We start from the raw sequence: 26,561 nt of genomic DNA, 5'->3' as shown, positions 1-26,561 counted from the left end.
GGGGGGGCCCCGGCGCCTCCCCTCCCCACGGGAAATTCCTGACATGAAGCGCCTTTTCCTGGCCCTGGCCGCAGTGCTGTCTCTGAGTGTGTCCGTCGCGGCGCAGGAGTCGCCGGTGCAGGCGCTGCTTCAGCAGCATCGCGACATCATCCTCGAAAGCTCGCGCAAGACCATCGAACCGGCCATCGCCGTGCTGGCCTCCAGCGGGCTCGATCCGGTGCAGGGCGTGCTGCGCGCCTGGGAAAACAAGGACATGTGGCTGCGCACCAGCGACGGCCGCTTCTACCGGGGCGAGTCTGCGGGCAACAAGACCCAGACCCTCTTCGATTTCGACACCGGCCAGTCCATCGGCGAGGCGCCCGAATCCGAGCTTCAGCAGCTGAAACCGAACAGCGGCATCCGCGCTCTGCTGCGCGCCGCGCTGGTGCAGTTCCAGCTGAACGACCCCAACCCCGACCGCCGCCGCGCCGCGCTGCTGACGATCCAGCGCGATGGCGACGCCAGCCACCTCGAACCCCTGCGCGCCTCGATCGAGACCGAGACCGACCCCGCCATCAAGGCGCTGAAGGAACGCACCGAGGCGCTGCTCTCGATCCGCCACGGCGAGAACGAGGCCCGCCGGATCCGCGCCATCGAGGCGCTGGCCGGCGATATCGCGCTCGACGTGCGCGCCGCGCTGAACCCCCTGCTGGCGACCCGCCTCAAGGCCGCGCCGGGTGCGATCCCCGAGGGCGAGAATGTCGCGCGCCAGCTGAAACCCGGCTCCGACCGGCTCAGCCGCGAGGCCGCCTACAAGCTGCTCGCCGACAGCGGCCTTGCGCAGCCCCACGTGCCACCGGCAGAACGGCTGGCGGCGCTCAGCGCCAATATCGTCGACGGCACGGTCGGTGGCGAACCCGTCGCCCGCCTCAGCGACCCCGCCGCGCGCAACCGCGCCTATGCGGCGCTGGCGGCCGCGGGCAAGGCGACCCCCACCGTGACCGACGCCGACTTCGACGCCGCGCTCGACAGCCATGTGTTCTACGAGGTTTATGCCGAACCCTCGCGCGCCGTCACCGACGCGGCGGTCGGCGCCATGTCGGCGATCAACCGCAACGTCGGGCTGATGCAGACGCTCGACCTGACGCTCGACGCGCTCTCGTTGGCCTCGATCTTCTTCCTCGCCGCCATCGGCCTCGCCATCACCTTCGGCGTGATGGGCGTCATCAACATGGCGCATGGCGAATTCATCATGATGGGCGCCTACACCGGCTATGTCGTCCAGCAGTTCATCCCGAACTACACCGTCTCGATCCTCGTCGCGCTGCCGCTGGCCTTCGCCGTCACCTTCGCCGCCGGCGTCGCGATGGAGCGGCTGGTCATCCGCTGGCTCTACGACCGCCCGCTGGAAACCCTGCTCGCCACCTTCGGCATCTCCATCGCGCTGCAGCAGATCGCCAAGAACATCTTCGGCACACAGGCCCGGCCCCTGACCGCCCCCGCCTGGCTCGACGGCGCCTGGGTGCTGAACGACGTGGTCGGCATCAGCTACATCCGCATCGCCATCTTCATCCTCGCGCTGATCTTCCTCGCGCTCTTCCTCTTCATCATGAAGAAGACGCGCCTTGGCCTCGAAACCCGTGCGGTGACGCAGAACGCCCGCATGGCATCCAGCATGGGCATCAACCCCGACCGGGTGAACATGCTGACCTTCGGCCTCGGCTCGGGCATCGCCGGGATCGCCGGCGTCGCCATCGGGCTCTTCGCCAAGGTCACCTCCGAACTGGGCCAGGACTACATCGTGCAAAGCTTCATGACCGTGGTGGTCGGCGGCGTCGGCAACATCTGGGGCGCGCTGGCGGGGGCCACGATGATCGGCTTCTTCCAGAAGGGCGTCGAATGGCTCAACCCCTCGAACACGCTCGCCGCCCAGACCTACATGATCATCTTCATCATCATCTTCATCCAGTTCCGCCCGCGGGGCATCATCGCCCTCAAGGGCCGCGCTGCAGGAGACTGACCATGAAACGCGAAAGCTTCATCGCCAGGAACCCCTCGGTGCTGGTCTTCCTCGCCGCGCTGGCGATCTTCACCCTGGTTGTAACCGTTGCCTCCGAGGGCATGGGCGCCGGGCTGATCTCCACCTCCTTCGTCAAGACGCTCGGCAAGACGCTCTGCCTCTGCCTGATCGCGGTCGCCATGGATCTGGTCTGGGGCTTCGCCGGCATCCTGTCGCTCGGCCATTTCGCCTTCTTCGGCCTCGGGGGCTACATGATCGGCATGTGGCTGATGTACGAGCGCACCCGCGACATCGTCGTCGCCTCGCTCGCCAACGCCCCGATCCCGCCCACCCCGGCCGAGATCGACGCCGCCATCGGCACCCAGATCTTCGGCGTCGTCGGCAGCTCCGACTTCCCGGCGATCTGGTTCTTCTCCAGCAGCCTGACGATGCAGCTGATCCTGGTCGTGCTGGTGCCCGGCCTTCTGGCGCTGGTCTTCGGCTGGCTCGCCTTCCGCAGCCGCGTCACCGGCGTCTATCTCTCGATCCTGACCCAGGCGATGACGCTGGCCCTCGCGCTCTACCTTTTCCAGAACGACTCCGGCCTGCGCGGCAACAACGGCCTCTCGGGTCTGCAGAACCTGCCCGGCGTCACCGCCAGCCAGTCGCTGGTTTCGCTCTGGTTCCTCTGGGCCTCGGCCTTCGCGCTCGGCTGCGGTTACCTGCTGGCGGCCTGGGTCGTCTCCGGCAAGTTCGGCAGCGTCATCCGCGGCATCCGCGACGACGAGGCCCGCGTGCGCTTCCTCGGCTACTCGGTCGAGGGCTACAAGCTCTTCATCTTCACCCTGACCGCGGTGATCGCCGGTATCGCCGGCGCGCTCTACTACCCGCAGGCCGGCATCATCAACCCGGCCGAGGTCGCGCCCATCGCCTCCATCTACCTGGCCGTCTGGGTCGCCATCGGCGGGCGCGGCCGGCTCTACGGCGCGGTGATCGGCGCGGCCTTCGTGTCGCTGGTGTCAAGCTGGTTCACCGGCGGGCAGGTGCCCTCGGTCAACCTGGGTTTCTACACCGTCAACTGGGTCGAATGGTGGCAGGTGATCCTGGGTCTGTCCTTCGTTCTGGTCACGCTCTTCGCGCCCAAGGGCATCGGCGGTCTGGTCGATCTGGTGCAGGGCGTGCTGGTTCCGAACCGCCACGGCGCCGACTACGGCCCCGACCAGGGCTCGCTGATGGAACGGGAGGGCCGGGAATGAGCACGCTTCTCGAAGTCTCGGGTGTCTCGGTCACCTTCGACGGCTATCGCGCCATACGCAACCTGTCGTTCAACATCGGCCCGGCCGAGATGCGCGCGATCATCGGCCCGAACGGCGCCGGCAAGACCACCTTCATGGACATCGTCACCGGCAAGACAAGGCCAGACGAGGGCCGCGTGCTCTGGGGCGAGAAATCCATCTCGCTCACCCGGCTCAGCGAGGCCAAGATCGCCCAGATCGGCATCGGCCGGAAGTTCCAGCGCCCGACGGTCTTCGAGGATCAGAGCGTCTTCGACAACCTGCTGCTCTCGCTCAAGAACAAGCGCAGCCCCTTCTCGGTGTTGTTCTACCGCAAGACGCCCGCCGACACCGAACGCGTCCACGCGCTGGCCGAAGAGATCGGGCTGGCCGACCAGCTGCCGCGCAAGTCGGGCGAGCTCTCGCACGGCCAGAAGCAATGGCTCGAAATCGGGATGCTGCTGGCGCAGGAACCGCAGCTGCTGCTGGTCGACGAACCGGCGGCGGGCATGACGCCCGAAGAGCGCGAGCACACGACCTCGCTGCTGGTGCAGGCGGCGAAGACGCGGGCGGTGGTGGTGGTCGAGCATGACATGGAATTCGTCCGCCGGCTCGACTGCCGGGTGACGGTGCTGCACGAAGGCTCGGTGCTGGCCGAGGGAAGCCTTGACCACGTCACCGCCAACCAGCAGGTCATCGACGTGTATCTGGGGCGGTGACGATGATGCGCGCACCCCATTCACAAAGCCCCTTCGCCCGCCGTGCCGCCTCCGTTTCGGGAGACCCCTCATGCTGAAGGTCGACAACCTCTGCCTGCACTACGGCGGCAGCCAGATCCTCTACGACGTTTCGATGGCCGCCGACTACGGCAAGGTCACCTGCGTCATGGGCACCAACGGCGTCGGCAAGACCTCGCTGTTGAAGGCGCTCTCGGGCACGCACCAGCGCACCAGCGGCACGATCAGTTTCGATGGCAAACCCATCGGCAAGCTGCCCTCGCACGCGCTGGCCCGCCTTGGCGTCGGCTATGTCCCGCAGGGCCGGATGATCTTCCCGCTGCTGACCGTGCGCGAGAACATGGAGACGGCCTATGCCTGCCTGCCGCGCTCCGAACATGTGATCCCTGACGAGATCTACACGCTCTTCCCGATCCTCAAGGAATTCCTCCACCGCCGCGGCGGCGACCTCTCGGGCGGGCAGCAGCAACAGCTCGCCATCGCCCGCGCCCTGCTGACCAAGCCCAAGCTGCTCCTGCTGGACGAGCCGACCGAGGGAATCCAGCCCAACATCATCCAGCAGATCGGCGAGGTCATCAAATACCTGCGCGACAAGGGCGACATGGCCATCGTGCTGGTCGAACAGTATTTCGACTTCGCCCACCGCATCGCCGACAGCTTCGTCGTGCTCAAGCGCGGGGCGGTGACGCAGAAGGGCACCCACGACGACCTCAGCCGAGAGCAGCTTCTGGCGGCGATTTCGGTCTGAAACGGCGAAATCCTGCGAGGATTTCGTCCCGTTTCCCTGCGAGGGAAACGCGCCCCCCGGGGCGCCGAATTCCTCGCAGGAATTCGGACGTTATCCGCGCCGGAAAACGCCCCTCAGTTCCCCTCGCTCATCTTCTTGATGTATTGTACCCCGCTCACCCCCAGCGGCACGGTCGCAAACGGCCCGCCGTGGCACATCTGCGCCTTGTCCAGCGGATCGGCCTTGGGCGTCTTCGCCAGGATCGCCTCGGCGAAATCCTCGGCGTTGTCCTTCGGGCGATAGCCCAGGAAGGCGGCCGCCGAATTGTCCACCGGCGAGCGGTCGTTGTTCGAGACGCCATACAGCACGGTGAATCCGACCACCGGCGTGTCGACCGAACGCTTCACCAGCTGCACGCAGTCGTCATAGCTCAGATAGGACCCCAGCGCCCGGGCATTGGCCACCGAACCCGGCGCCGAATAGATCCGCAGGCAGACCGCCTCGATCCCGTATTTGTCCCAATACATCCGGCCCATGTCCTCGGCGAAACACTTGGACAGGCCATAGAAGCTGTCCGGCCGGTGCGGCATGTCCGCCGTGATCCGCGTGGTCTTGGGATACATCCCCATCGCGTGGATCGAGCTGGCATAGACGATCCGCCGCACGCCATGCTTGTGCGCCGCGTTCCAGACGTTGTAGGCGCCCATGAAGTTCGAATGCATGATCTGCTCGAAAGGCGCCTCGTCGGCGATGGCCCCGAAATGGACGACCATCTCGGCCCCTTCGATCAGCGCCATCACCTCATCGGCATTGCCCACGTCGGCTTTCACATAGGTCTCGTTGTCCGCCACGCCGTCCAGCGCATCGGCCAGGTCGGTCGAGACCAGTTCCTTGCACATGGCGGCCAGCGGCGCGCGCAGGCGCGATCCCAGCGCACCGGCGGCGCCGGTCAGAACGATCTTTGTCAGCATGGTCTCTCTCCGTTTGTCCGTCAGATGATGGCTTTTTCCAGCAGCAGGCGGCCCTGCGCAATCCGCTCGAAGGCAAAAGGCGTCAGATCGAGGCTGCGATATTCCCCGAAGACCAGCATTTCCGCCATACCGCGCCCGATGGCCGGCGATTGCTGCAACCCGTGGCCCGAGAAGCCGTTGACGAAGTGAAAGTTCGTCACGACGGGGTGGGGCCCGACAATCGCGTTCTGGTCCAGCGTGTTATAAGCGTAATGCCCGACCCAGCTGTTGACCACCTTCACCGCCTCGAACTGCGGCACACGGGTCGCGACGGCGGGCCAGATCTTCTCTTCCCAGATCGCGTGATCCATGTCGAAATCGGTGTAATCCACCGCATGGTCGTCATCCGGCGGGCAACCGCACATGTAATAGCGCCCGTCGCTGCGCATGTGCACGCCCGAGGGGTCGATGGTCAGCGGCAGCGCCCGGTCCAGCGGCTTTTCGGTATCGAAGATGAAGGTGAAGCGCTTCCGCGGCTCCACCGGGATCTCGATCCCCGCCATCCGCGCGGTCAGCACCGCGCGCGGGCCCGAGGCGTTGACGACCTGCCCGCACCCCACCGTCTCGCCCGACTTCAGCGTGACCGACTCCACTCGCGTGCCGGCGGCGTTCAGCGTCATCGCCACGGCCTCGTTGTGAATATACTCCACCCCCCGCTCGCGCCCCGACCGCTTGAACCAGTCGAAGATCGTCGCGCCGTCGAAATAGCCCTCGTTCACCAGGTTGTGGTTGCCGCCAAGGATGCCGTCGAGGTTGTAGAAGGGATAGGCCTCGGCGATCTCGTTGACCGACCAGAACCGCGTCGCCGCCCCGCAGGCGGCCTGCACCGCCTGCGCCGCCTTCAGCGCCTCGGCAAAGGCCGGCGTATCGGCCAGGTAGAGATAGCCGAAGCTCTGCAGCACAATGGGCGGCACCCGCTCGTCGCCGCCCATGAAATCCTTGAAATTGTGGATGAACTCCGCCCCGAACCGGCTGATCTCCACGTTGATCGCCTGGCTGTATTGCTGGCGGATGCTCGAATTGGTGTGCGAGGTCGAGGCGAAATTATAGGCCGGGTCGCGCTCGATCACCAGGATGCGGCCCCTGAAGTCGGGCATCCCCGACAGCCACCACGAGACCGAGGCGCCATACATGGCGCCTCCGACGATCACCACGTCATAGGCCGCGTGTTTCGGCGTCGCGGCCCAGCCCTTTGCGCTCAAATCGTCTCTCCCCGTTCGGTGGCGGCCAGAACCGCGTCGATCTGGTCCTGGGTCATTCCGTAAACATCCCGCGCTGCCCCGGCCGAGATATAGCCGCGCGCCAGGTCGCGGCGCACCGCCTCCGGGTCGCGTTCGCTGGCAGAACCGTAGCCGGCGCCCCCGGGGAAGGCGAGCAGGACGCGGGTCCCGGCCGGCACGAACTGCTTGCCCTTGCCCTTCATTTGGGCACCGTCCGCCCGCGCGATGGTGGTGGGCGCGCCATTGCCGCCGCCGTTCCTCCCGCGCGCCGGATGGTTCACCCGGTCGAACATCGCCTGAAAGTCGAACTCATAGCCCTCGGCGGCCCCGACCTCCATGAACTGCCCCAGACCGCCGCGATAGGTCCCGGCGCCGCCCGAATCCGGCCGCAGCTCCTTGCGCCAGATCAGGATCGGCCCGGTCTGCTCGGTCGCCTCCACCGGCATGGTCATGACACCCGAGGGGAAAGCCGTCGCGCTCATCCCGTCCAGCCCCGGTCTTGCGCCGGAACCGCCCGAGTTGAAGGTCAGCACCTCGGCCCGCGCCGCGTCTTTGGGCAGTCCGCCCTCAGCGGCAGGCCGCAGCGAGACCTGGAAGTTGCACAGGCACCCGGCCCCCTCGGCCGGCACCGTCGCCGGCAGCAGCTTGTCCAGCGCGTCATAGACCGTGTCGGGGATCATGTGGCCAATGATATGGCGCAGCGCCACCGGCGCGGGATGGGGCGCGTTGACGATGGTATGTTCCGGCGCGGTGATCTCGAAGGGCGCCAGCGAGGCCGCGTTGTTCGGAATCTCCGGCGCGATGGCGCATTTCAGCGCGTAACAGGCATAGGCTTTGGTATAGACCAGCGGCACATTGATGCCCTTGGCGTCCACCCCGCTGGTCCCCGAGAAATCGCAGGTGATCCGGTCCTGTTCGATGGCGACCTTGACCTTCAGGTGGATTTCCCGGTCATAACCGTCAATCGACATGCCGCCCGAGGCCTCGGCGCGGGGCAGGGCGTTGATCCGTTCCAGCGTGGCGCGTAGCGAATTGTCCAGGATGAACCCGGCGATCTCTTCCAGATCGGCCAGCCTGAACTCGCGCATCATGTCCACCAGCCGGCGGTGCCCGGTCTCGTTGCAGGCGGCCAGCGCATAGATGTCGCCGATCAGCTGGTCGGGCTGGCGCACGTTGCCGCGCACGATCTGCACCAGCGTGCGGTCCACCTCGCCCCGCTCGGCGAACTTCATGATCGGCAGATAGATGCCTTCCTCGTAGACCGAATGCGCATCCGCGCCAAAGCCGCGCCCGCCGACGTCGACGACATGCGCGGTGCAGGCAAAGAAGCCGACCAGCTGCCCGTCGAGGAAAGAGGGCGTCACCACCGTGATGTCATGCAGGTGGCCGGTGCCCTCCCAGGGATCGTTGGTGAGATACACATCGCCCTCGAACATGTTCTGCCGCCCGATCCGGCGGATGAAATGCGCGACCGCATCGGCCATGGCGTTGACGTGGCCCGGCGTGCCGGTGACCGCCTGCGCCAGCATCCGGCCCCTGGCGTCATAGACCCCGGCGGACAGGTCGCCCGCCTCGCGCACCGAGGTCGAAAACGCCGTGCGCACCAGCGCCTGCGCCTGTTCCTCGACGATCGAGATCAGGCGGTTCCACATCACCTGATGCGACACGGCCTTGCTGACGGAACTCATCGGCTTACTCCTTCGGGCTCAGGTCGATGCAGCCATCGGGCTGCCGGATGGCACGACGTGACGAGGGCACGATCACCGTCGTCTCGTTCTCGGTGATGGCGGCGGGACCATCGACCGCCGCACCGCTGTCCAGACTGGCGCGGGCGATGATGCCGGCCTCCACCCGCTGCCCCAGTGCCGGGTCAAGGATCGCGCGCCTCTCCGGCGCCTCCACCGTCCGGCCCCGCGTCACCGCCTCGACCGGCGTCGCCGGTTGCGACGGCGTGGTCGCGTTCACCGACCAGACCGCGATTTCCACGTCCAGCCCTTCGACCGTGCGGCCGAACAGCTGGGTATACTCCGTCTCGAACAGCGCGAGGAACCGCTCGGCGCTGGGCTTTGCCGCATCTTCGCGGGTCAGCGGCACCGGGATCTCCCAACCCTGCCCGCGATAGCGCATGTAGACCTTGTAGTCGCAATCGATCCGCGAGGTCGCATCGCAGGTCCGCACGAACCGCGTCGCCTCGCCCTCCAGATCAGACAGCAGCGCGCTGACCTTGCCCGGCTCGAAATCCGACAGCCGGGTATAGACGCTGCGGTTCGCCTCGAAACTGAACGGCGCCCGCAGGAACCCGATGGCGCTGCCGACGCCCGCCCCCGGCGGCACCAGACAGCGCGCCACGCCCAGCTTCTCGCAGAGCCGCCCGGCATGCAGCGGCGCCGCGCCGCCAAAGGCGATCATGGTGTATTCGCTCAGATCCTCGCCATTTTCCACGGCATGAACCCGCGCCGCATTGGCCATGTTCTCGTCGACCACTTCCGACAGCCCGAAGGCCGCGGCCTCCGCATCCATCTCCAGCACCCCGCCGATGGCCGCATCCAGCGCCGCCGCCGACCGCTCGGGGAACAGCGGGATCGACCCGCCCGCGAAATTCGCCGGATCCAGCCGGCCCAGCGTCAGGTCCGCATCCGTCACCGCCGGCCGCTCCCCGCCGCGCCCGTAACAGGCTGGCCCCGGTTCCGACCCCGCCGATTCCGGCCCCACCCGGATCTGCCGCATCGCGTCCACATGGGCCAGCGACCCGCCCCCGGCGCCGATCTCCACCATGTCGATGACGGGGATCGAGATCGGCATCCCCGACCCCTTCTTGAACCGGTAGGACCGCGCCACCTCGAACACCCGCGCCGTCTTGGGCGCCAGGTTGCGGATCAGGCAGATCTTCGCCGTGGTGCCGCCCATATCAAAGCTCAGCACCTTGTTCAGCCCATAGCGCGCCGCGATATGCGCGGCAAAGACCGCGCCCCCCGCCGGCCCGGATTCCACCAGCCGCACGGGAAACTCCGCCGCGCTCTCGATCGAGATGATCCCGCCGCCCGAATGCATCAGGAACACCGGGCAATTCACCCCCTCGGCCCGCAGCCGCGCCTCCAGCCGTCCGAGATAGCTCTTCATCAGCGGCTTGATATAGGCATTGGCAATTGTCGTGTTGAAGCGCTCGTATTCCCGCATCTGCGGGCTGACCTCGCTCGAAAGCGAGATCATCGCCCCCGGCAGCCGCTCGGCCAGAACCTCGCGCACCATCTTCTCATGGGCGTCGTTCTGGTAGGAATGCAGCAGCCCCACCGCGACCGAGGTGAAGCCGGCCAGCTTCATCCGCTCCGCCAGCGCCTCGACCTCTGCGCGCTCCAGCGGGATCAGCACATTGCCCTGCGCATCCATCCGCTCGCGCAGCGTATAGCGGAACTGGCGCGGCAGCAGCGGCTCGGGCAGGGTCAGGTTCAGGTCGTACTGCTCGAACCGGCTCTCGGTGCGCATCTCGATGATGTCGCGAAAGCCCTCGGTGGTGATCAGCGCCGTCTTCGCCCCGCGCCGCTCGATCAGCGCATTGGTCGCAAGCGTCGTGCCATGGATGATCTGCTGCACGTCGCCCAGCCCGATGCCCGCCTGGGTGCAGACCCGGTGAATGCCCTCCGCGATGGCGTCCTCGGGCGCGGCATAGGTGGTCAGCACCTTGGTGGAAAAGGCGGCGCCATCGACTTCCAGCACCACGTCGGTGAAGGTGCCGCCAATGTCGATGCCCATGCGGATCGTCTGTGCCATGAGTCTTCCCTTGCCGAAGTTGCCATCAGGCTAGGGGCACCCGACAATCAGATCAAATTATTTGATTTTGTAGATTGCATAAACAGAATTGATCTTGCGCGCCGCGTCCCTGCCTTCTCTGGTTCCGAAATACCTCGGGGGGCCGCGCCACAGGCGCGGCGGGGGCAGAGCCCCCTGCGACCCTCTCAGCCGTGACCGCGCGCCACCTCCTGCGCGATGCCCGCCGCCGTGGCGACGAATCCCGGCGCGGTGCGCGCGTCATACCGGGCGGCAAAGTCCAGCGCCTCGGGCACCCAGCCATAGTCCAGCCGCACCAGATCGCCGCCGGCCAGTTCGCGCGCCACCATCGCGGCGGGCAAGGCGGCGACGCCCATTCCCTGCACCGCCATCTGCATCCCCGCCGCCAGGTTCGACGAGGGCACCAGCCGCACCGCCTGCCCCTCGGCGCGGAAATGCTCGGCCACCTGCGCGTATTGCCGGGTGCCGCGCGCATGGGTCAGCACGGGGTGCGCAGCGAAGTCGCCCGGGGTCAGCCGCCCCTCCAGCTCCAGCGCCGGCGCCGCCACCCAGACCAGGGGATAGAGCCCCAGCGGCGCGGTGCCGGTGGCGACGCGGCTGAACGGGCCGTTCTGCAGCGCCAGGTCGATGCGATGGCCCGCCAGCTCCTCCTCCAGCTTGGCCGACATGTCGACGGTCAGCTCGACGCTGATCTTCGGAAACCGCGCCCGGAAGGCGCGCAGGAAATCGCGCAGCCAGCTGTGCACGATCATCTCGGTCACCCCCAGCCGCAGGGTGCCGTCGAACAGCCCCACCGCGCCCGAGGCGGTGATCAGCGCCTCGCCCTCGCGCAGCACGGCGCGGGCATGGTCCAGCAGGTCGCGCCCCCGCGCGGTCAGCCGCACCGATCCCGCGTCGCGTTCCATCAGCGTGACGTTCAGCGTGCCCTCCAGCGCCGCGATCCGGGCCGAGATATTGGGCTGCGTCGTGTTCAGCCGCTCGGCCGCCGCGCGGAAACTGCCCAGATCGGCGATCCAGACAAAGGCTTCCAGCTGCTTCAGCGTGATGGCCACGAGGCGCGCCTCAGCCCGAGACCACCACGCCGCCATCGACGGCGATGCACTGCCCGGTGATCATGCGGCTGGTCTGCGAGGCCAGGAACAGCACCGGTCCGACCAGATCCTCGGGCATCAGATGCTCGGGCAGGCACTGGCGCGACAGGTGATCGGCCAGCCCCTCGGGCGTCGCCCACAATTCGCGCTGCTTCTCGGTCAGCACCCAGCCCGGCGCCACCGCGTTCACCCGCACCCCCTGCGGTCCCAGCTCGCGCGCCAGGCTGCGCGTCATGCCGGTGATCGCCGCATTGGCGGCGGTATAGACCGGATAGCCCGCATTCCCCATGATATAGCTGATCGAGCTGAAATTGACGATCGCCCCGCGCCCGGCCGCCGCCATCCCCGGCGCGGCCGCCTGACAGGCAAAGAAATAGGCCTTGAGATTGACCGCCATCATGCGGTCCCAATACTCCGGCGTGACGGCATCCAGCGTATGGCGGTCGTCGTTGGCGGCGTTGTTCACCAGCACCGTCACTGGCCCATGCGCCGCGCCTGCCTCGGCGAGAGAGCGGCGCAGCGCCTCGGTATCGGTGATGTCGCACTCCAGGAACAGCGGCGCATTGGCGAACCGCGCGCCCAGGTCGTTGGCAAAGCCGCGGCTGTCGCGGATATCGCCGAAGGCCACTCGCGCGCCCTGCGCGACGAACCCCTCGACCAGCGCCGCTCCGATCCCCGACCCGCCGCCGGTGATGAAGACCGACGCGCCGTCCAGATCGGGGAAAAGGGCTTGGTTGGTCATGTCATCCTCCGTTCGGCCATCGCCTGTGCCGCCGCGCCGGTCGCGGCGCCCCCTGCGGCGTCTTCTCTTTCCAAATACTCCATTCCGCCATCATCGCAAGCGCGGCGGCAGGCAGGGCGCCATACATCTGATTGACGTGCCTCAAGCCGATGACATAGCCTGCGCTTTCAGGGAGAGAGCAATGGGCAAGCCCACGGTGCATGACATCGCCCGGGTCGCGGGGGTCAGTCTGGCGACGGTCGACCGGGTGCTGAACGCCCGCGCCGGGGTCCGCGAGGTCACCGTGCGCCGCGTGCAGGAGGCGGTCAGCCGGCTGGGCTATGTTCGCGACCTCTCGGCCGCCAACCTCGCACGCCAGCGCCGCTACCGCTTCGCCTTCCTGCTGCCCGACACCCCCTCGCAGTTCCTGCGCGTGCTGCACGAGGCCATCGACGAGGCGGCCGCCGGCCTCAGCGCCGACCGGCTCGAGATCGAGACCACCCATGTCGCCATCGGCGACCAGGTGGCGCTGCAGCAGGCCTTCCGGCGGATCGAGACGATGGGCTTTGACGGCGTCGCCATCATGGCCAACGAAACCCCCATGGTGCGCGACATGATCGCCCGCCTGAAGGCCCGCGGCGTCGCCGTGGTGGCGATGATCACCGACCAGCCGCAGTCCGAACGCGATCATTTCGTTGGCATCGACAACCTTGCCGCCGGCCGCACCGCCGGCGTGCTGATGGGCCGCTTTGCCGGGCCGGGTCCGGGCAAGATCGTGGTGGCGGTCAACACCATGCAGGCCCGCGACATGGTCGACCGGCGCATGGGCTTCGACGAGGTGATCGCCACCCGCTTTCCCGGCCTGACCACGCTGCCGACCATCGAGGGCTGGGACAACCACCAGATGGTGGCGCGGGTGACGGCGCAATGTCTTGACAACCACACCGGCGTGGTCGGCATCTACTGCGCCGGCGCCGGCCTGCGCGGGATCACCGAGGTGGTGCGCGCGCGCGGACTGGCCGACCGGCTGACCATCATCGGCCACGACCTGACGCCCCACGCGCGCGAGATGCTGACCGACGGCGTGGTCGACGTGATCATCAACCAGAACGCCGGTCATATCGCGCGCAGCGCGGCGCGGGTGCTCAAGGCGCAATGCGACGGCGTCGAGGTCATCGCCAGCCAGGAGCGCATCCGCATCGAGATCGTGTTGAAGGAAAACCTGCCTCAGGGCGCCTATCGGGAGGACAAGACATGAAGACCATCAAGGGCCCGGCCCTGTTTCTGGCCCAGTTCGCGGGCGACGACGCGCCGTTCAACTCGTGGGACTTCATCACGAAATGGGCGGCGGACTGCGGCTACAGGGGCGTGCAGGTCCCTAGTTGGGACGCCCGGCTGATCGACCTCGCCAAGGCCGCCGACAGCCGCGACTACTGCGACGACTTCAAGGGCCAGGCGGCCGAGAACGGGATCGAGGTGACCGAGCTTTCGACCCACCTGCAGGGCCAGCTGGTCGCCGTGCACCCGGCCTATGACGCCGCCTTCGACGGCTTCGCCGCGCCTTCGGTGCGCGGCAACCCCAGAGCGCGGCAGGAATGGGCGGTGGATCAGGTCAAACAGGCGATCCGCGCCTCGGCCAATATGGGCATAGGCGCCCATGTGACCTTCTCGGGCGCACTGGTCTGGCCCTATGTCTATCCCTGGCCGCAGCGGCCCGCGGGCCTGGTCGAGACCGGCTTCGACGAACTCGCTTCCCGCTGGCGGCCCATCCTGGATTACGCCGAGGAGCATGGCGTCGACATCTGCTATGAAATCCACCCCGGCGAGGATCTGCACGATGGCGTCAGCTTCGAGATGTTCCTCGAACGGGTGAACAACCACGCCCGCTGCAACATGCTCTACGACCCCTCGCATTATGTGCTGCAGGCGATGGACTATATCGACAACATCGACATCTACCACGAGCGGATCCGCATGTTCCACGTCAAGGACGCCGAGCTGAACCCGACAGGGCGGCAGGGCGTCTACGGCGGCTACCAGTCCTGGGTGAACCGCGCCGGGCGGTTCCGCAGCCTGGGCGACGGGCAGGTGGATTTCGGCGCGGTCTTCTCCAAGCTCACCCAATACGACTTCGACGGCTGGGCCGTGGTCGAATGGGAATGCGCGATGAAACACCCCGAGGACGGCGCCCGCGAAGGCGCGCAGTTCGTGAAGGATCACATCATCCGGGTGACCGAGCGCGCCTTTGACGACTTTGCCGATGGCGGGACGGATCAGGCCGCCAACCGGGCGATGCTGGGGTTGTGAGCAAGGCCGGGGGCGCTGCCCCCGGACCCCCGGGATATTTGACGCAAGAGGAAAAGCAGGGAGGTTTTCATGGAACGTCAGGGCGCGGCGCGGATACGGCTCGGGATGGTGGGGGGCGGGCGCGACGCCTTCATCGGGGGCGTGCACCGCATGGCGGCGCGGCTGGACGATCAGTTCGAACTGGTCGCCGGGTGTTTTTCCTCGACGGCCGAGAAATCGCGCGCTTCGGGCGACGATCTCGGGCTGGACGCGTCCCGCGTCTATGACGACTTCACCGCCATGGCCCAGCGCGAGGCGCGGCTGAAGGAGGGGATCGAGGCGGTGGCCATCGTCACGCCCAACCACATGCACTATCCGGCAGCGAAGGAGTTTCTGAAACGCGGCATCCACGTGATCTGCGACAAGCCGCTGACCGCCACGCTGGGTGAGGCGAAGAAGATGGTGAAGGCGGCCGAGGCTTCGGGCGCGCTCTTCGTGCTGACGCATAACTACACCGGTTACCCGATGGTGCGGCAGGCCCGCGCCATGGTGGCCTCGGGCGCGCTGGGCACGATCCGCGTGGTGCAGGTGGAATACCCGCAGGACTGGCTGACCGAGGCGCTGGAAGCGACCGGGCAGAAGCAGGCGGGCTGGCGCACCGACCCCGAACGTTCGGGCGCGGGCGGCAGCATCGGCGACATCGGCACCCATGCGATGAACCTCGCGGGCTTCGTCTCGGGCCTGCGGCTGGAGGCCGTCTGCGCCGACATGCAGAGCTTTGTCGAAGGCCGCCGGGTGGATGACAACGCCCATGTGCTCTTGCGCTTCGAGGGCGGCGCCCGGGGAATGCTCTGGTCGTCCCAGGTCGCGCCCGGCAACGAGAACGCGCTGCGGCTGCGGATCTACGGCGACAAGGGCGGTCTGGAATGGGCGCAAGAAGAACCGAACACCCTCTGGCACGCCCCCTTCGGCGAGGCGCCGCGGCGTATAAGGCGCAACGCTGCCGGATCGGACGGCGCGGCGGGGCGGGTCAGCCGCATCCCCTCGGGCCATCCCGAGGGATATCTGGAGGCCTTCGCGACGATCTACACCGAGGCGGCGGCGGCGATTCGCGCCCGCGCGGCGGGGCAGGCGATACCGGAGGGCGTGCTTTTCCCCGGCGTGGCGGACGGGCTGGAGGGCGTCGCCTTTGTCGACGCCTGCGTGCGCTCCTCGGCGCGCGGCGGGGTCTGGGTCGCGCCGGCGCGCTGAATCCCTTCACGAATTCGGCATTTCACACCCGGCCACAGGCGCGTCGCGGCGAGACCGGGCCGCGCCTGATGGGCGTACATCAGAATTTTTCTTTACTTGAGGTACGCACCTCATCTACGCTTTTTCCAATCCGGCGGAGGGCGCCCTGCGGGGCCAGGGGAACTGCCGGGTTCATGATCGGGAGGAATCATAATGAAGACGTCCAAGTTATTGGCGGCGACTGCGCTGTCGGCGTCCGCCTTTGCGGGCACCGCGCAGGCCGAGGATCTGACGCTTTGCTGGGCCGCCTGGGATCCGGCAAACGCGCTGGTCGAACTCAGCAAGGAGTTCGAGGCGCAGTCCGGCCACAAGATGAACTTCGAATTCGTGCCCTGGCCCAATTTCGCCGACCGGATGCTGAACGAGCTGAATTCAGGCGGCAAGCTCTGCGATCTGCTGATCGGCGACAGCCAGTGGATCGGCGGCGGTGCCGAGAACGGGCACTACGTCAAGCTGAACGACTTCTTCGACGCCGAAGGCATCTCGATGGACGACTTCGCGCCCGCGACCGTCTATGCCTATTCCACCTGGCCCAAGGGCGAGCCGAACTACTACGCGCTGCCCGCCATGGGGGACGCCAACGCCTGGTTCTATCGCAAGGACTGGTTCGAACGCGACGACATCAAGGCCGCCTTCAAGGAGAAGACGGGCCGCGATCTGGCCGAGCCGAAGAGCCAGAAGGAGCTGCTGGAAATCGCCCAGTTCTTCCAGGGCCGCGAGATCGACGGCAAGACCGTCTACGGCGCGGCGATCTTCACCGAGCGCGGCTCGGAAGGTATCACCATGGGGATCACCGGGGCGCTGTACCCCTGGGGCTTCAAATACGAGAACACGCCCGGCAAATACGACATGGAAGGCGCGGTGAACTCGCCGCAGGCGGTGGAAGCGCTGGAATTCTACAAGGAATTCTATAAGACCGCGACACCGCCCGGCTATACCAACGCCTATATGGGTGAAAGCCTTGACGCCTTCAAATCGGGTCAGGTGGCCATGGGGATGAACTGGTTCGCCTTCTTCCCCGGCCTCTATGCCGATCCGAACGTGGGTGGCGACAAGATCGGTTTCTTCGTCAACCCGCCGCAGAACCAGGCCGGCTCGACGCTGGGCGGGCAGGGCATCTCGGTCGTCTCCTACTCCGAAAAGCAGGACGCGGCGCTGGAATACATCAAGTGGTTCGCCCAGCCCGAGGTCCAGCAGAAATGGTGGTCGCTTGGCGGCTATTCCTGCCATAACGCGGTTCTGAACGATCCGGGCTTCAAGGACTCGGCCCCCTTCGCGGGCGACTTCCTCGAGGCGATGGGCGCGGTGCAGGACTTCTGGCAGGAGCCGGCCTATGCCGAGCTGCTGCTCGCGATGCAGAAGCGGATGCACGACTATGTCGTCGCCGACCAGGGCACCGCGAAAGAGGCGCTGGACGCGCTGATCGCCGACTGGACCGAGGTCTTCGAGGACGAAGGCAAGCTCTGATCCCGATGAGGGTGGGCAGATTGCCCACCCTACACCAAGCCGTAGGGTGGGCGATCCGCCCACCCCTCGCCGCCGCGTCCCCGCGACGCTGAATGCCCAGGCCCGCACATGACCGACACCATCGCCGATCGCGCCGCCCGCGCCACGCCCGTTCCCGTCGCCCGGCGCATCCGGGGCCTGTCGGACCGGGCCATCGCCTGGATCTTCGTGGCGCCGACGATCTTCCTGCTGCTGGCGGTGAACATCTTCCCGCTGATCTGGACGATCAATCTCAGCTTCACCGACTTCAAGGCCAACCGCGCCAACCGCGGTGTCGAATACATCGGGCTGAAGAACTACGAGCGCATCCTGACCGACAGCGACATCTGGCTGACGATGCAGGCGACCGCGCATTTCCTGTTCTGGACCATCGTCCTGCAGGTGCTGATCGGCTTCACGCTGGCCTGGCTGATCAACCGCAAGTTCCGCGGCAACGATCTCTGGACCACGATCATCGTGCTGCCGATGATGCTCTCGCCCGCCGTGGTGGGCAACTTCTGGACCTTCCTCTACCAGCCGCAGATCGGGCTGTTCAATTACATCGTCGCCTTCTTCACCGGCGTCGATCCATCGAGCTTCGAGATGATCGGCTCGGTCGCGCTCGCGCCCTGGGCCATCGTCATCGTCGACACCTGGATGTGGTCGCCCTTCGTCATGCTGATCTGCCTGGCCGGGCTGCGCTCGATCCCCGACTACATCTACGAGGCGGCCGAGATCGACCGCGCGTCGAAATGGCGCCAGTTCTGGACCATCACCGTGCCCATGGTGCTGCCCTTCCTGATGCTGGCGGTGCTGTTCAGGGGCATCGAGAACTTCAAGATGTTCGACCTCGTGGTGCAGCTGACCGGCGGCGGGCCGGGGTCGACCACCGAACTCACCTCGATCAACCTGAAACGCGAGGCCTTCGAGAAATGGCGCACCGGCTACGCCAGCGCCTATGCCATCATCCTCTTCGTCACCGTCTTCGGACTGGCCTCGATCTACGTGAAGGCGCTCAACAAGGTGAAGGAGCGCTGAGGATGCTGGCAGGATCTTTCTTGAGTATTTGGAAAGAGAAGAAGCCGGGCGCGGTCTTTCTCTTCTTTTCAAATACTCCCGCCGGAGGCACCGGCCGCAAGGCCGGATCAGGGGGCGCGCCATGAGCAGCTATTCGATCACGGAACCCTCGGCCCGGCAGAAGTGGATCGCCGGCACGCTGGTCGTGCTCTACGCGCTGATCACCATGATCCCGCTGGCCTGGATCATGATGACGGGCTTCAAGTCGCCGGCGGATTCCATCAGCTATCCGCCCAAGGTCATCTTCGACCCGACGCTCGAAGGCTACGTCAACCTCTTCACCACCCGCACCCGCCAGACGCCCGAGTTCCTGGCGGCGAACCCGCCGCAAAGCTGGGCGGACGAGATCGTGCGCCAATACGACATGGTCATCGTCGGCCCTTCCAAATTCGGCGAACGCTTCCTGAATTCGGTGATCATCGGCTTTGGCTCGACCTTCCTGTCGATCGTGCTCGGCACGCTGGCCGCCTATGCCTTCAGCCGCTTCAAGATCCCGCTCAAGGACGACCTGATGTTCTTCATCCTCTCCACCCGGATGATGCCGCCCATCGCCGTCGCGATCCCGATCTTCCTGATGTATCGCCAGCTGGGCCTCTCGGACACGCATCTCGGCATGATCCTGCTCTATACGGCCGTGAACATCAGCCTTGCCGTCTGGCTGCTCAAGGGCTTCATCGACGAGATCCCGCGCGAATACGAAGAGGCGGCGCTGATCGACGGCTATACCCGCTTCCAGGCCTTCGTGAAGGTGGTGCTGCCCCAGGCCGCCACCGGCATCGCCTCGACCGCGATCTTCTGCCTGATCTTCGCCTGGAACGAATACGCCTTCGCCGTGCTGCTGACCACGGCCACCGCCCAGACCGCGCCGCCCTTCATTCCAACCATCATCGGCGTCGGCGGGCTCGACTGGCCGGCGGTGGCCGCGGGGGCGACGATCTTCCTGCTGCCGGTGATGATCTTCACCATCCTTCTGCGCAAGCACCTGCTGCGCGGGATCACCTTCGGGGCGGTGCGCAAATGAGCGGGGCGGGGGATGGTGGGCGCAATCGCCCACCCTGCGCAGAGCCCGCGCGCTGGCGTCGGTTGGGTTGGGCAGGGATGGACAGAGAAGAAAGGGCAGCGTCGTGAGGGCCTTCGTGAACGGATTGATGCGCCTGCGCCGCGGCCCCTGGGAGATGGTCGCAACCCTCCTGATCGGATTGGGCGTGGTCATGCTGATGCAGCCCTTCTGGCTGATCCTCTACACCTGGTCCTTCCTCACCACGCTGGCCGGAACCGTGATGTTCATCATCGTCAGCCATTTCCCGGAGTAGCCCCGTGGCCGAGATCGTCATCAAGGACCTGCGCAAGGAATTCGGCGACTTCACCGCCGTGCAGTCATCGTCGTTCCGGATCGAGGATGGCGAGTTCTTCATGCTGCTCGGCCCTTCAGGCTGCGGCAAGACAACGACGCTGCGCATGATCGCCGGGCTGGAGCTGCCGACCTCCGGCGAAATCTGGATCGACGGCGAGGAGGTCAGCCAGAAACCCGCCAGCGCCCGCGACATCGCCTTCGTCTTCCAGATGTTCGCGCTCTACCCGCATATGAACGTGCGCCAGAACATGTCCTATCCGCTGGTCAGCCAGGGAATGCCGCGCGCCCGGGTGCGCGAGAAGGTGGCCGAGGTGGCGAAAATCCTCGGGATCGAGGACATCCTGAACCGCCCCGTCGGCGGCCTCTCGGGCGGCGACCGCCAGCGCGTGGCGCTGGGCCGCGCCATCGTGCGCGACCCCAAGGCCTTCATGATGGACGAACCGCTCGGCGCGCTCGACGCGGAATTCCGCGAACACATGGCCGAAGAGCTGCGCGCCCTGCACGACCGGATGGGGGCGACCACCGTTTACGTGACCCACGACCAACTGGAAGCGATGCAGATGGGCGACAAGATCGTGGTGATGAACCACGGCGTGATCGAACAGTTCGGCGCGCCGCAGGACATCTACGACAAGCCCGCCACCATGTTCGTCGCCGATTTCATCGGCTCGCCCGCGATGAACTTCCTCAAATTCACCGGCACCGTGGAACGGGGCGCCTCCGAGGTGGCGATGCACCACCACCGCTTCGCCATCCCCCAGACGCGCGAGGCCTTCGACGGCGACATGGTCTTCGGCGTGCGCCCCGAGCATATCCGCCTGACCGACGACGGCGCCTTCCGGGGCGAGATCGTCGCCAGCGAATACCTCGGCACCACCCAGATCGTCACCCTGAAAACCGGCGGAGGACGGCTCAAGGCGCGCATCGGCTCGGATCAGGTGGCCCGCACGGGCGAGACGGTGGGCCTCGATTTCAACCCGGCCACGGTCACGCTGTTTGACAGCCAGTCGGGCCGCGCGCTGGTCTCGGACCTGAACGAAGGGGTGCTGCGCCATGGCTGAGGTCATCCTGAACGGTGTCTCCAAGGCCTTCGGCGACACCCGGGCGGTGCAGGATGTCACCCTGACCGTGCCCGACGGCGCCTTCGTCGTGCTGCTCGGCCCCACCGGCGCGGGCAAGACAACCGTGCTGCGGCTGATCTCGGGTCTGGAAAATGCCGACGCGGGCGATATCCGGATCGGCGGCCGCTCGGTCATTCACGACACGCCCGCGCAGCGCGACGTGGCGATGGTCTTCCAGCAATATTCGCTCTACCCGCACCTCACCGTGCGCGACAACCTCGCCTTCCCCCTGCGCTCGCCGATCCTGAAGACGCCCGAGGCCGAGATCGCCCGCCGGGTGCAGCAGGTGGCCGAGGTGCTGCAGATCCCCCACAAGCTCGACAACAAGGCGACCGCGCTCTCGGGCGGCGAGATGCAGCGCGTCTCGATCGGCCGCGCCCTGGTCCGCGACCCGCAGATCTACCTGATGGACGAACCGCTCTCTTCGCTCGACGCCAAGCTGCGCGCGGAACTGCGGATCGAGCTGAAACGTATCCAGGCCGACCTTGGCGCGACCCTGCTCTACGTCACCCACGACCAGATCGAGGCGATGACGATGGCCACCCATGTCGGCGTGCTGGATCAGGGCCGGCTGGTGCAGTTCGGCACCCCGCGCGAGATCTACGAATCTCCGGTTTCGCAATACGTCGCCTCCCGCCTCGGCCTGCCGCGCATCAACCTGCTGCCCGCCACGCTCTTCGGCGGGGCACCGGCGGGCGCGCGCACCATCGGGATGCGCCCCGAACATGTGGCCCAGGGTGAGGGCAAGCCGGCCCGCGTCACGCGCGTCGAACATCTGGGCGACCACACCCGCCTGCACCTCAACCTCGAAGGCCATGACATCGTTACCCTGACCGAGGTCCATACGGTCTACGAACCCGGCGACACCGTCGCCATCCAGCCCCGCGCGGCGCTGTATTTCGATGCCGCCGGCGCGCGGATCGGATGAGGAGACAGCCATGAAGCAGTTCATCAACAGCAAGGAAACGCTGGTCACCGAGGCCATCGACGGCGCGCTGCGGCTGGGCGGCGGCCGGCTCGCCCGGCTCGACGGCTATCCCCATATCAAGGTCGTGGTGCGCACCGACTGGGACAAGTCCCGCGTCGCGCTGGTCTCGGGGGGCGGTTCGGGGCACGAACCCAGCCACGCGGGCTTCGTCGGGCAGGGGATGCTGACGGCGGCAGTCTGCGGCGACGTCTTCGCTTCGCCCTCGGTCGATGCGGTGCTGGCGGCGATCCTGGCGGTGACCGGCAAGGCCGGCTGCCTGCTAATCGTCAAGAACTACACCGGCGACCGGCTGAACTTCGGCCTCGCGGCGGAACGCGCGCGCGCCTTCGGGCTGAACGTGGCGATGGTCGTGGTCGATGACGACATCGCCCTGCCCGACACGCCGCAGGCGCGCGGGGTCGCCGGCACGCTTTTCGTGCACAAGATCGCCGGCGCGCTGGCCGATCAGGGCGCGTCCCTGGCCGAGGTGACGGCGGCCGCCCGCAAGACCATTGCCGGGGTGATCTCCATCGGCATGTCGCTCGACACCTGCACCGTGCCCGGGTCGCCCAAGCAGGACCGCATCGACGCCGGCAAGGCCGAGCTGGGCCTTGGCATCCACGGCGAGCCGGGGATCGAACAGGTCGATTTCACCTCCGCCGCCGAGGCCATGGGCATGGTCGTCGACCGCCTCGCGCCCAAAGTCGGCCCCGGCCCGCATGTGGCGCTGCTGAACAACCTCGGCGGCGCGATGCCGCTGGAAATGGCGGTCCTGGCCGAGGAACTGGCCCGCTCGCGCCTGGGCGAACGCATCCGCTGGATGGTCGGTCCCGCGCCGCTGATGACCTCGCTCGACATGCAGGGCTTCTCCGTCTCGCTGCTGCCGGTCGGCGCCTCGGAAGAGACGCTGCTCCAGGCCCCCGTCGCGCCCTGGGCCTGGCCCGGCTGCCGCGCGGTGGGGCCGGTCGCGGTGCTGCCGCTGCCGGACGGGCTGACCCCGATCCAGCCGATGCCCTCGAAGAATCCGGCCATGGCACGCTTCCTGACCGACTGCTGCGAAGAGATGATCGCCGCCGAGGCCGCGCTGAACGACCTCGACGCCCATGCCGGCGACGGCGACACCGGCTCGACGCTGGCAACGGCCGCCCGGGCCCTGATCAAGGCGGTCGACCGGCTGCCGCTGGCCGACCTCACCCAGCTCTACCGCGCCATCGGGCTGGAGCTGTCCCAGACCATGGGCGGCTCCTCCGGCGTGCTGCTGGCCATCTTCTTCGCCGCCGCGGGCGATGCCTCGGCCAACGGCGCCAATCCCATCGGCGCGCTGAAGGCGGGGCTGGACCGGGTCCAGCAGGTCGGCGGCGCGCGGGTCGGCGACCGCACGATGATCGACGCGCTGGCCCCCGCGCTCGAGGCGGTGCCCGAGGGTCTGGACAAGGCCGCCGCCGCCGCGCGCGCCGGGGCCGATGCCACGGCCGCGATGCGCCGCGCCAACGCCGGCCGCGCGAGCTATATCGCCGCCGACCAGCTGGTCGGCCACAAGGACCCGGGCGCCGAGGCCGTCGCGCGCCTGTTCGAATTTGTCGCCCGCCACCACCAGGCGGCGTGAAGGCAGGCGGCCGGGCAGGGGGGCTCTGCCCCCCGCCACCCTTCGGGCGGCCCCCCTGAGGTATTTGGAAACCAGAGAAGGGGAGAGGACTGGATTTCGCGGAGAGGCCATGCTACACGCGCCGTTAGCGCTAGCGGGTCTTTAGTTGTTGATTGTTAGCGCTACCATCTGCCATCAGGAGGACGCCCCATGACCGCAAAGCTCGCCATCAACGGATTCGGCCGGATCGGTCGCTGCGTGCTGCGCGCCTGGATCGAAAGCGGGCGCAGCGATGTCGAGATCGTCGCGATCAACGACTTGGCCCCGGTGGCGACCAATGCGCATCTACTGCAGTTCGACTCGGTCCACGGCCATTTCAACGCCGATGTCACGGTGGGCGATGACCATATCACCGTGAACGGCCACCGCATCCGCGTCACCGCCGAACGCGACCCGGCCGGGCTGCCCTGGCAGGGGGTGGACGTGGCGCTGGAATGCACCGGGATCTTCACCAGCAAGGACAAGGCCCAGGCGCATCTGAGCAACGGATCGGGCCGGGTGCTGGTCTCCGCCCCCGCGTCCGGCGCCGACAAGACCATCGTCTTTGGCGTCAACCACGACACGCTGACCGCCGCCGACAGGATCGTGTCGAACGGCTCCTGCACCACCAACTGCCTGGCGCCCGTCGCCCAGGTGCTGGATCAGGCCTTCGGCATCGTCTCGGGCTACATGACCACGATCCACTCCTACACCGGCGACCAGCCGACGCTGGATACGGCGCACAAGGATCTCTACCGCGCCCGCGCCGCCGCGCTCAGCATGATCCCCACCTCGACCGGCGCCGCCAAGGCGATCGGGCTGGTACTGCCGAACCTCAAGGGCAAGCTCGACGGCTCGGCGATCCGGGTGCCCACGCCCAATGTCTCGGCGGTCGATCTCTGCTTCCTGCCCGAACGCCCCGCCTCGGCCGAGGAGATCAACGCCGCCATAGCGGCCGCCGCCGCCGGCCCGCTGAAGGGCATCCTCGCCGCCTCGGACCTGCCGCTGGTCTCCTCGGACTTCAACCACAATCCCCATTCCTCGATCTTCGCCACCGCCCAGACCTCGGTGGGCGAGGCCGGGCTGACCCGCGTGCTGGCCTGGTACGACAACGAATGGGGCTTTTCGAACCGGATGCTCGACACCGCCGCCGCGATGATCCGCGCCGCCTGACGGCGGGCGAATCCACCCCACTCTGACTCCGAATCTGCCCTTCAGGGAAACAGTCCGGCTTCACATCCGGCACTGTTTCCGGCGCTTCTGCCGATTTTGTCAAAAATAGGCCGTTTCTGAGTGGAAACAGTGTGTTCGGCGCGATTTCCCAGCGCCCGGTTTCCGCCCCTGATATTTTCATAATCGGTCAAGGCGCGGTTTCGCCGGGCGTTCGTTGTCGTGTTGGTGTTTTCCGCTCGACGGGATCGCGTCCTTGGCCACCCATCCGGTCCTGGGGGCCGGAGCGGTTGGTGTGGTAACGATCAGAAAGGCCAGGGGCTTTCCCAAAAACCGGACTTGGTCCGGGAGAGCGGTCTGGAAGGTGACACGATGGAGACAGGCAAGGATAACCCGGCGGCAAAAGGGACCAATTACGGGGTCGCCGGGCGATCTCGGACCACGCGGGAAACGGAGCTGGCGCTGCCGCCCGCATCTCCTGTCCACGCTAATGTGGACGCACCCTTCAGACCGCTCGCGGCCTTTGTTCCCGAAGACCACTGGCGCCGGCTCGAACAGCCGCCCGCAGGCTCGCTGATGGCGCTGGCCGACGAGATGCTGGCCTGGGCCTGGGGCTGGCTCGCGCTGCGCCGCATCGCCGCGCGGCTGGCCCTGCGCGCCGGACACTGAAGACAGCCGCCGCGGCACGCGCGGCCACGAATTGCCCGCCAGGACCGGCCCGGCCGGTGCGGGCAACAGAAGGGGGCAAGAATGGACGACGATCACCCGTTCGACCGGACGGAGTCAGGGCCGGGCTCACTATGGCACAGCCTGCCCGAACCGAAGAACCGCGGCCTGTTCCGCAAATCCACCCCGCCCGAGCCGGAGCCCCGGCCCCGGCCTGCTGGCCCCGCTCGACTACGGGTGGTCACCTCGCTCCCCATTCCCCCGCGCACCCGTATCGCCGACGCGCCGCCTGCCGATGCCTGGGCCGCCCTGCGCGGGGCGCGCCTGCCGCTGGACATGGCCGGCGCCAATGACGCGGCGGTCGAACGCGCCTTCGATGACCTGCGCACCCGCCTGCTCAAGTATATGCGCAGCCATGCGCTCAGCCGCATCGCCATCGCCGCGCCCACCGCCGGCTGCGGCACCACCTTCACAGCCGTCAACCTCGCGCACAGCTTCGCCACCGTGCCCGGCCTGCGCACCGTGCTGATGGACATGAACCTGCACCGCCCCGGCGTCGCCCGCGCGCTGCGCCTGAGTGGCCCCGACGACATGCGCGGGTTTCTGGCCGGCCAGCGCCCGCCTGAGGCGCATTTCCTCCGCCTCTCCGACACGCTGGCCACCGGCCTCGCCCGCCCCTCCGACCAGCCGGTCGCGGGGCTGCTGAACAGCGACGCCTGCGCCCTGGCGGTCTCGGCCATGCTCGACCGGCTGCAACCGGGCGTCCTGCTCTGCGACATGCCCCCGGTGCTGGAACGCGATGACCTCGCCGCCTTCCTGCCGCAGGTCGATGGCGTCGTGCTGGTCGCCGACGCGACCCGCACCCGGCCCGAGCATATCACCGCCTGCGAAGACCGCCTCGCCGGCCAGACCCAGATCCTGGGCGTCGTCCTCAATCTGGCCCGCCGCACCGGCCCCGAACCGGTTCACGCGTAACG

General features: G+C 67.3%; 23 protein-coding genes. 17 read left to right on the top strand and 6 right to left on the bottom strand.

Annotated features, from left to right (window positions below):
- Positions 1-43 precede the first annotated feature (43 nt).
- The 4 genes from urtB to urtE all read left to right on the top strand — a co-directional run bounded on the left by urtB (position 44) and on the right by urtE (position 4,737).
- A complete protein-coding gene (gene urtB, locus ACFO5X_RS04940; protein WP_380716125.1) occupies positions 44-1,999 on the top strand; it encodes an urea ABC transporter permease subunit UrtB in 1,956 nt (651 codons plus the stop codon).
- A 2-nt stretch (positions 2,000-2,001) separates the two neighbouring features.
- Positions 2,002-3,234, top strand: a complete 1,233-nt coding sequence (urtC, locus tag ACFO5X_RS04935; protein WP_380716123.1) for an urea ABC transporter permease subunit UrtC — start codon at positions 2,002-2,004, stop codon at positions 3,232-3,234.
- On the top strand, positions 3,231-3,971 hold the full coding sequence (gene urtD, locus ACFO5X_RS04930; RefSeq protein WP_380716122.1) for an urea ABC transporter ATP-binding protein UrtD: 741 nt from the start codon (positions 3,231-3,233) through the stop codon (positions 3,969-3,971). The genes urtC and urtD overlap by 4 nt, the downstream gene beginning before the upstream one ends.
- 70 nt (positions 3,972-4,041) lie before the next feature.
- Positions 4,042-4,737, top strand: coding sequence for an urea ABC transporter ATP-binding subunit UrtE (gene urtE / locus ACFO5X_RS04925; RefSeq protein ID WP_380716121.1), 696 nt, complete (start codon positions 4,042-4,044; stop codon positions 4,735-4,737).
- Between the two features lie 113 nt (positions 4,738-4,850).
- On the opposite strand, the gene ACFO5X_RS04920 is transcribed toward urtE, so the two are convergent.
- From ACFO5X_RS04920 to ACFO5X_RS04895, 6 genes are all read right to left on the bottom strand, one after another.
- A complete protein-coding gene (locus ACFO5X_RS04920) occupies positions 4,851-5,687 on the bottom strand; it encodes an NAD-dependent epimerase/dehydratase family protein (RefSeq protein WP_380716120.1) in 837 nt (278 codons plus the stop codon).
- Positions 5,688-5,707: 20 nt separating this feature from the next.
- Complete coding sequence (locus ACFO5X_RS04915; protein ID WP_380716119.1) at positions 5,708-6,928, bottom strand: NAD(P)/FAD-dependent oxidoreductase; 1,221 nt, start codon at positions 6,926-6,928, stop codon at positions 5,708-5,710.
- Complete coding sequence (locus ACFO5X_RS04910) at positions 6,925-8,634, bottom strand: hydantoinase B/oxoprolinase family protein (protein ID WP_380716118.1); 1,710 nt, start codon at positions 8,632-8,634, stop codon at positions 6,925-6,927. The genes ACFO5X_RS04915 and ACFO5X_RS04910 overlap by 4 nt, the downstream gene beginning before the upstream one ends.
- A gap of 4 nt (positions 8,635-8,638) precedes the next feature.
- Positions 8,639-10,714: a hydantoinase/oxoprolinase family protein gene (locus ACFO5X_RS04905; RefSeq protein ID WP_380716117.1), complete on the bottom strand. Its 2,076-nt coding sequence runs from the start codon at positions 10,712-10,714 to the stop codon at positions 8,639-8,641.
- 185 nt (positions 10,715-10,899) lie between these two features.
- Positions 10,900-11,784 carry a LysR family transcriptional regulator gene (locus ACFO5X_RS04900; protein WP_380716116.1) on the bottom strand — a complete coding sequence of 295 codons (885 nt, stop codon included), beginning with the start codon at positions 11,782-11,784 and terminating at the stop codon, positions 10,900-10,902.
- A gap of 10 nt (positions 11,785-11,794) precedes the next feature.
- Entirely contained in the window at positions 11,795-12,565 is a 771-nt protein-coding gene (locus tag ACFO5X_RS04895; protein WP_380716115.1) for an SDR family NAD(P)-dependent oxidoreductase, read from the bottom strand.
- A gap of 181 nt (positions 12,566-12,746) precedes the next feature.
- Here ACFO5X_RS04895 and ACFO5X_RS04890 point away from each other — a divergent pair, with 181 nt between their 5' ends.
- The 13 genes from ACFO5X_RS04890 (at position 12,747) to ACFO5X_RS04830 (ending at position 26,559) form a co-directional block, all read left to right on the top strand.
- The gene (locus ACFO5X_RS04890) at positions 12,747-13,802 is read left to right on the top strand and encodes a LacI family DNA-binding transcriptional regulator (RefSeq protein ID WP_380716114.1); all 1,056 of its coding nucleotides are present in this window, start codon (positions 12,747-12,749) and stop codon (positions 13,800-13,802) included.
- Positions 13,799-14,851, top strand: a complete 1,053-nt coding sequence (locus ACFO5X_RS04885; protein WP_380716113.1) for a sugar phosphate isomerase/epimerase family protein — start codon at positions 13,799-13,801, stop codon at positions 14,849-14,851. Before ACFO5X_RS04890 ends, ACFO5X_RS04885 begins: the two co-directional genes overlap by 4 nt.
- 69 nt (positions 14,852-14,920) lie before the next feature.
- Positions 14,921-16,081, top strand: a complete 1,161-nt coding sequence (locus ACFO5X_RS04880; protein WP_380716112.1) for a Gfo/Idh/MocA family protein — start codon at positions 14,921-14,923, stop codon at positions 16,079-16,081.
- 192 nt (positions 16,082-16,273) lie between these two features.
- Positions 16,274-17,587, top strand: a complete 1,314-nt coding sequence (locus tag ACFO5X_RS04875) for an ABC transporter substrate-binding protein (RefSeq protein WP_380716111.1) — start codon at positions 16,274-16,276, stop codon at positions 17,585-17,587.
- Between the two features lie 108 nt (positions 17,588-17,695).
- Complete coding sequence (locus ACFO5X_RS04870; protein ID WP_380716110.1) at positions 17,696-18,643, top strand: carbohydrate ABC transporter permease; 948 nt, start codon at positions 17,696-17,698, stop codon at positions 18,641-18,643.
- Between the two features lie 121 nt (positions 18,644-18,764).
- Positions 18,765-19,703: a carbohydrate ABC transporter permease gene (locus ACFO5X_RS04865; protein ID WP_380716109.1), complete on the top strand. Its 939-nt coding sequence runs from the start codon at positions 18,765-18,767 to the stop codon at positions 19,701-19,703.
- A gap of 115 nt (positions 19,704-19,818) precedes the next feature.
- Complete coding sequence (locus ACFO5X_RS04860; protein ID WP_380716385.1) at positions 19,819-19,995, top strand: hypothetical protein; 177 nt, start codon at positions 19,819-19,821, stop codon at positions 19,993-19,995.
- Positions 19,996-19,999: 4 nt separating this feature from the next.
- Positions 20,000-21,097, top strand: a complete 1,098-nt coding sequence (locus ACFO5X_RS04855; RefSeq protein ID WP_380716108.1) for an ABC transporter ATP-binding protein — start codon at positions 20,000-20,002, stop codon at positions 21,095-21,097.
- Entirely contained in the window at positions 21,090-22,085 is a 996-nt protein-coding gene (locus ACFO5X_RS04850) for an ABC transporter ATP-binding protein (protein WP_380716107.1), read from the top strand. Before ACFO5X_RS04855 ends, ACFO5X_RS04850 begins: the two co-directional genes overlap by 8 nt.
- Before the next feature lie 10 nt (positions 22,086-22,095).
- On the top strand, positions 22,096-23,730 hold the full coding sequence (locus tag ACFO5X_RS04845) for a dihydroxyacetone kinase subunit DhaK (protein WP_380716106.1): 1,635 nt from the start codon (positions 22,096-22,098) through the stop codon (positions 23,728-23,730).
- Between the two features lie 189 nt (positions 23,731-23,919).
- Complete coding sequence (gene gap, locus ACFO5X_RS04840; RefSeq protein ID WP_380716105.1) at positions 23,920-24,921, top strand: type I glyceraldehyde-3-phosphate dehydrogenase; 1,002 nt, start codon at positions 23,920-23,922, stop codon at positions 24,919-24,921.
- 369 nt (positions 24,922-25,290) lie between these two features.
- On the top strand, positions 25,291-25,587 hold the full coding sequence (locus ACFO5X_RS04835) for a hypothetical protein (protein ID WP_380716104.1): 297 nt from the start codon (positions 25,291-25,293) through the stop codon (positions 25,585-25,587).
- 81 nt (positions 25,588-25,668) lie between these two features.
- A complete protein-coding gene (locus ACFO5X_RS04830) occupies positions 25,669-26,559 on the top strand; it encodes a P-loop NTPase family protein (protein WP_380716103.1) in 891 nt (296 codons plus the stop codon).
- The last annotated feature ends 2 nt before the right edge of the window (positions 26,560-26,561 follow it).

This window comes from Seohaeicola nanhaiensis, from assembly GCF_042654245.1.
Lineage (GTDB): Bacteria > Pseudomonadota > Alphaproteobacteria > Rhodobacterales > Rhodobacteraceae > Seohaeicola_A > Seohaeicola_A nanhaiensis.
This window is presented reverse-complemented; position numbering and strand designations above follow the sequence as displayed.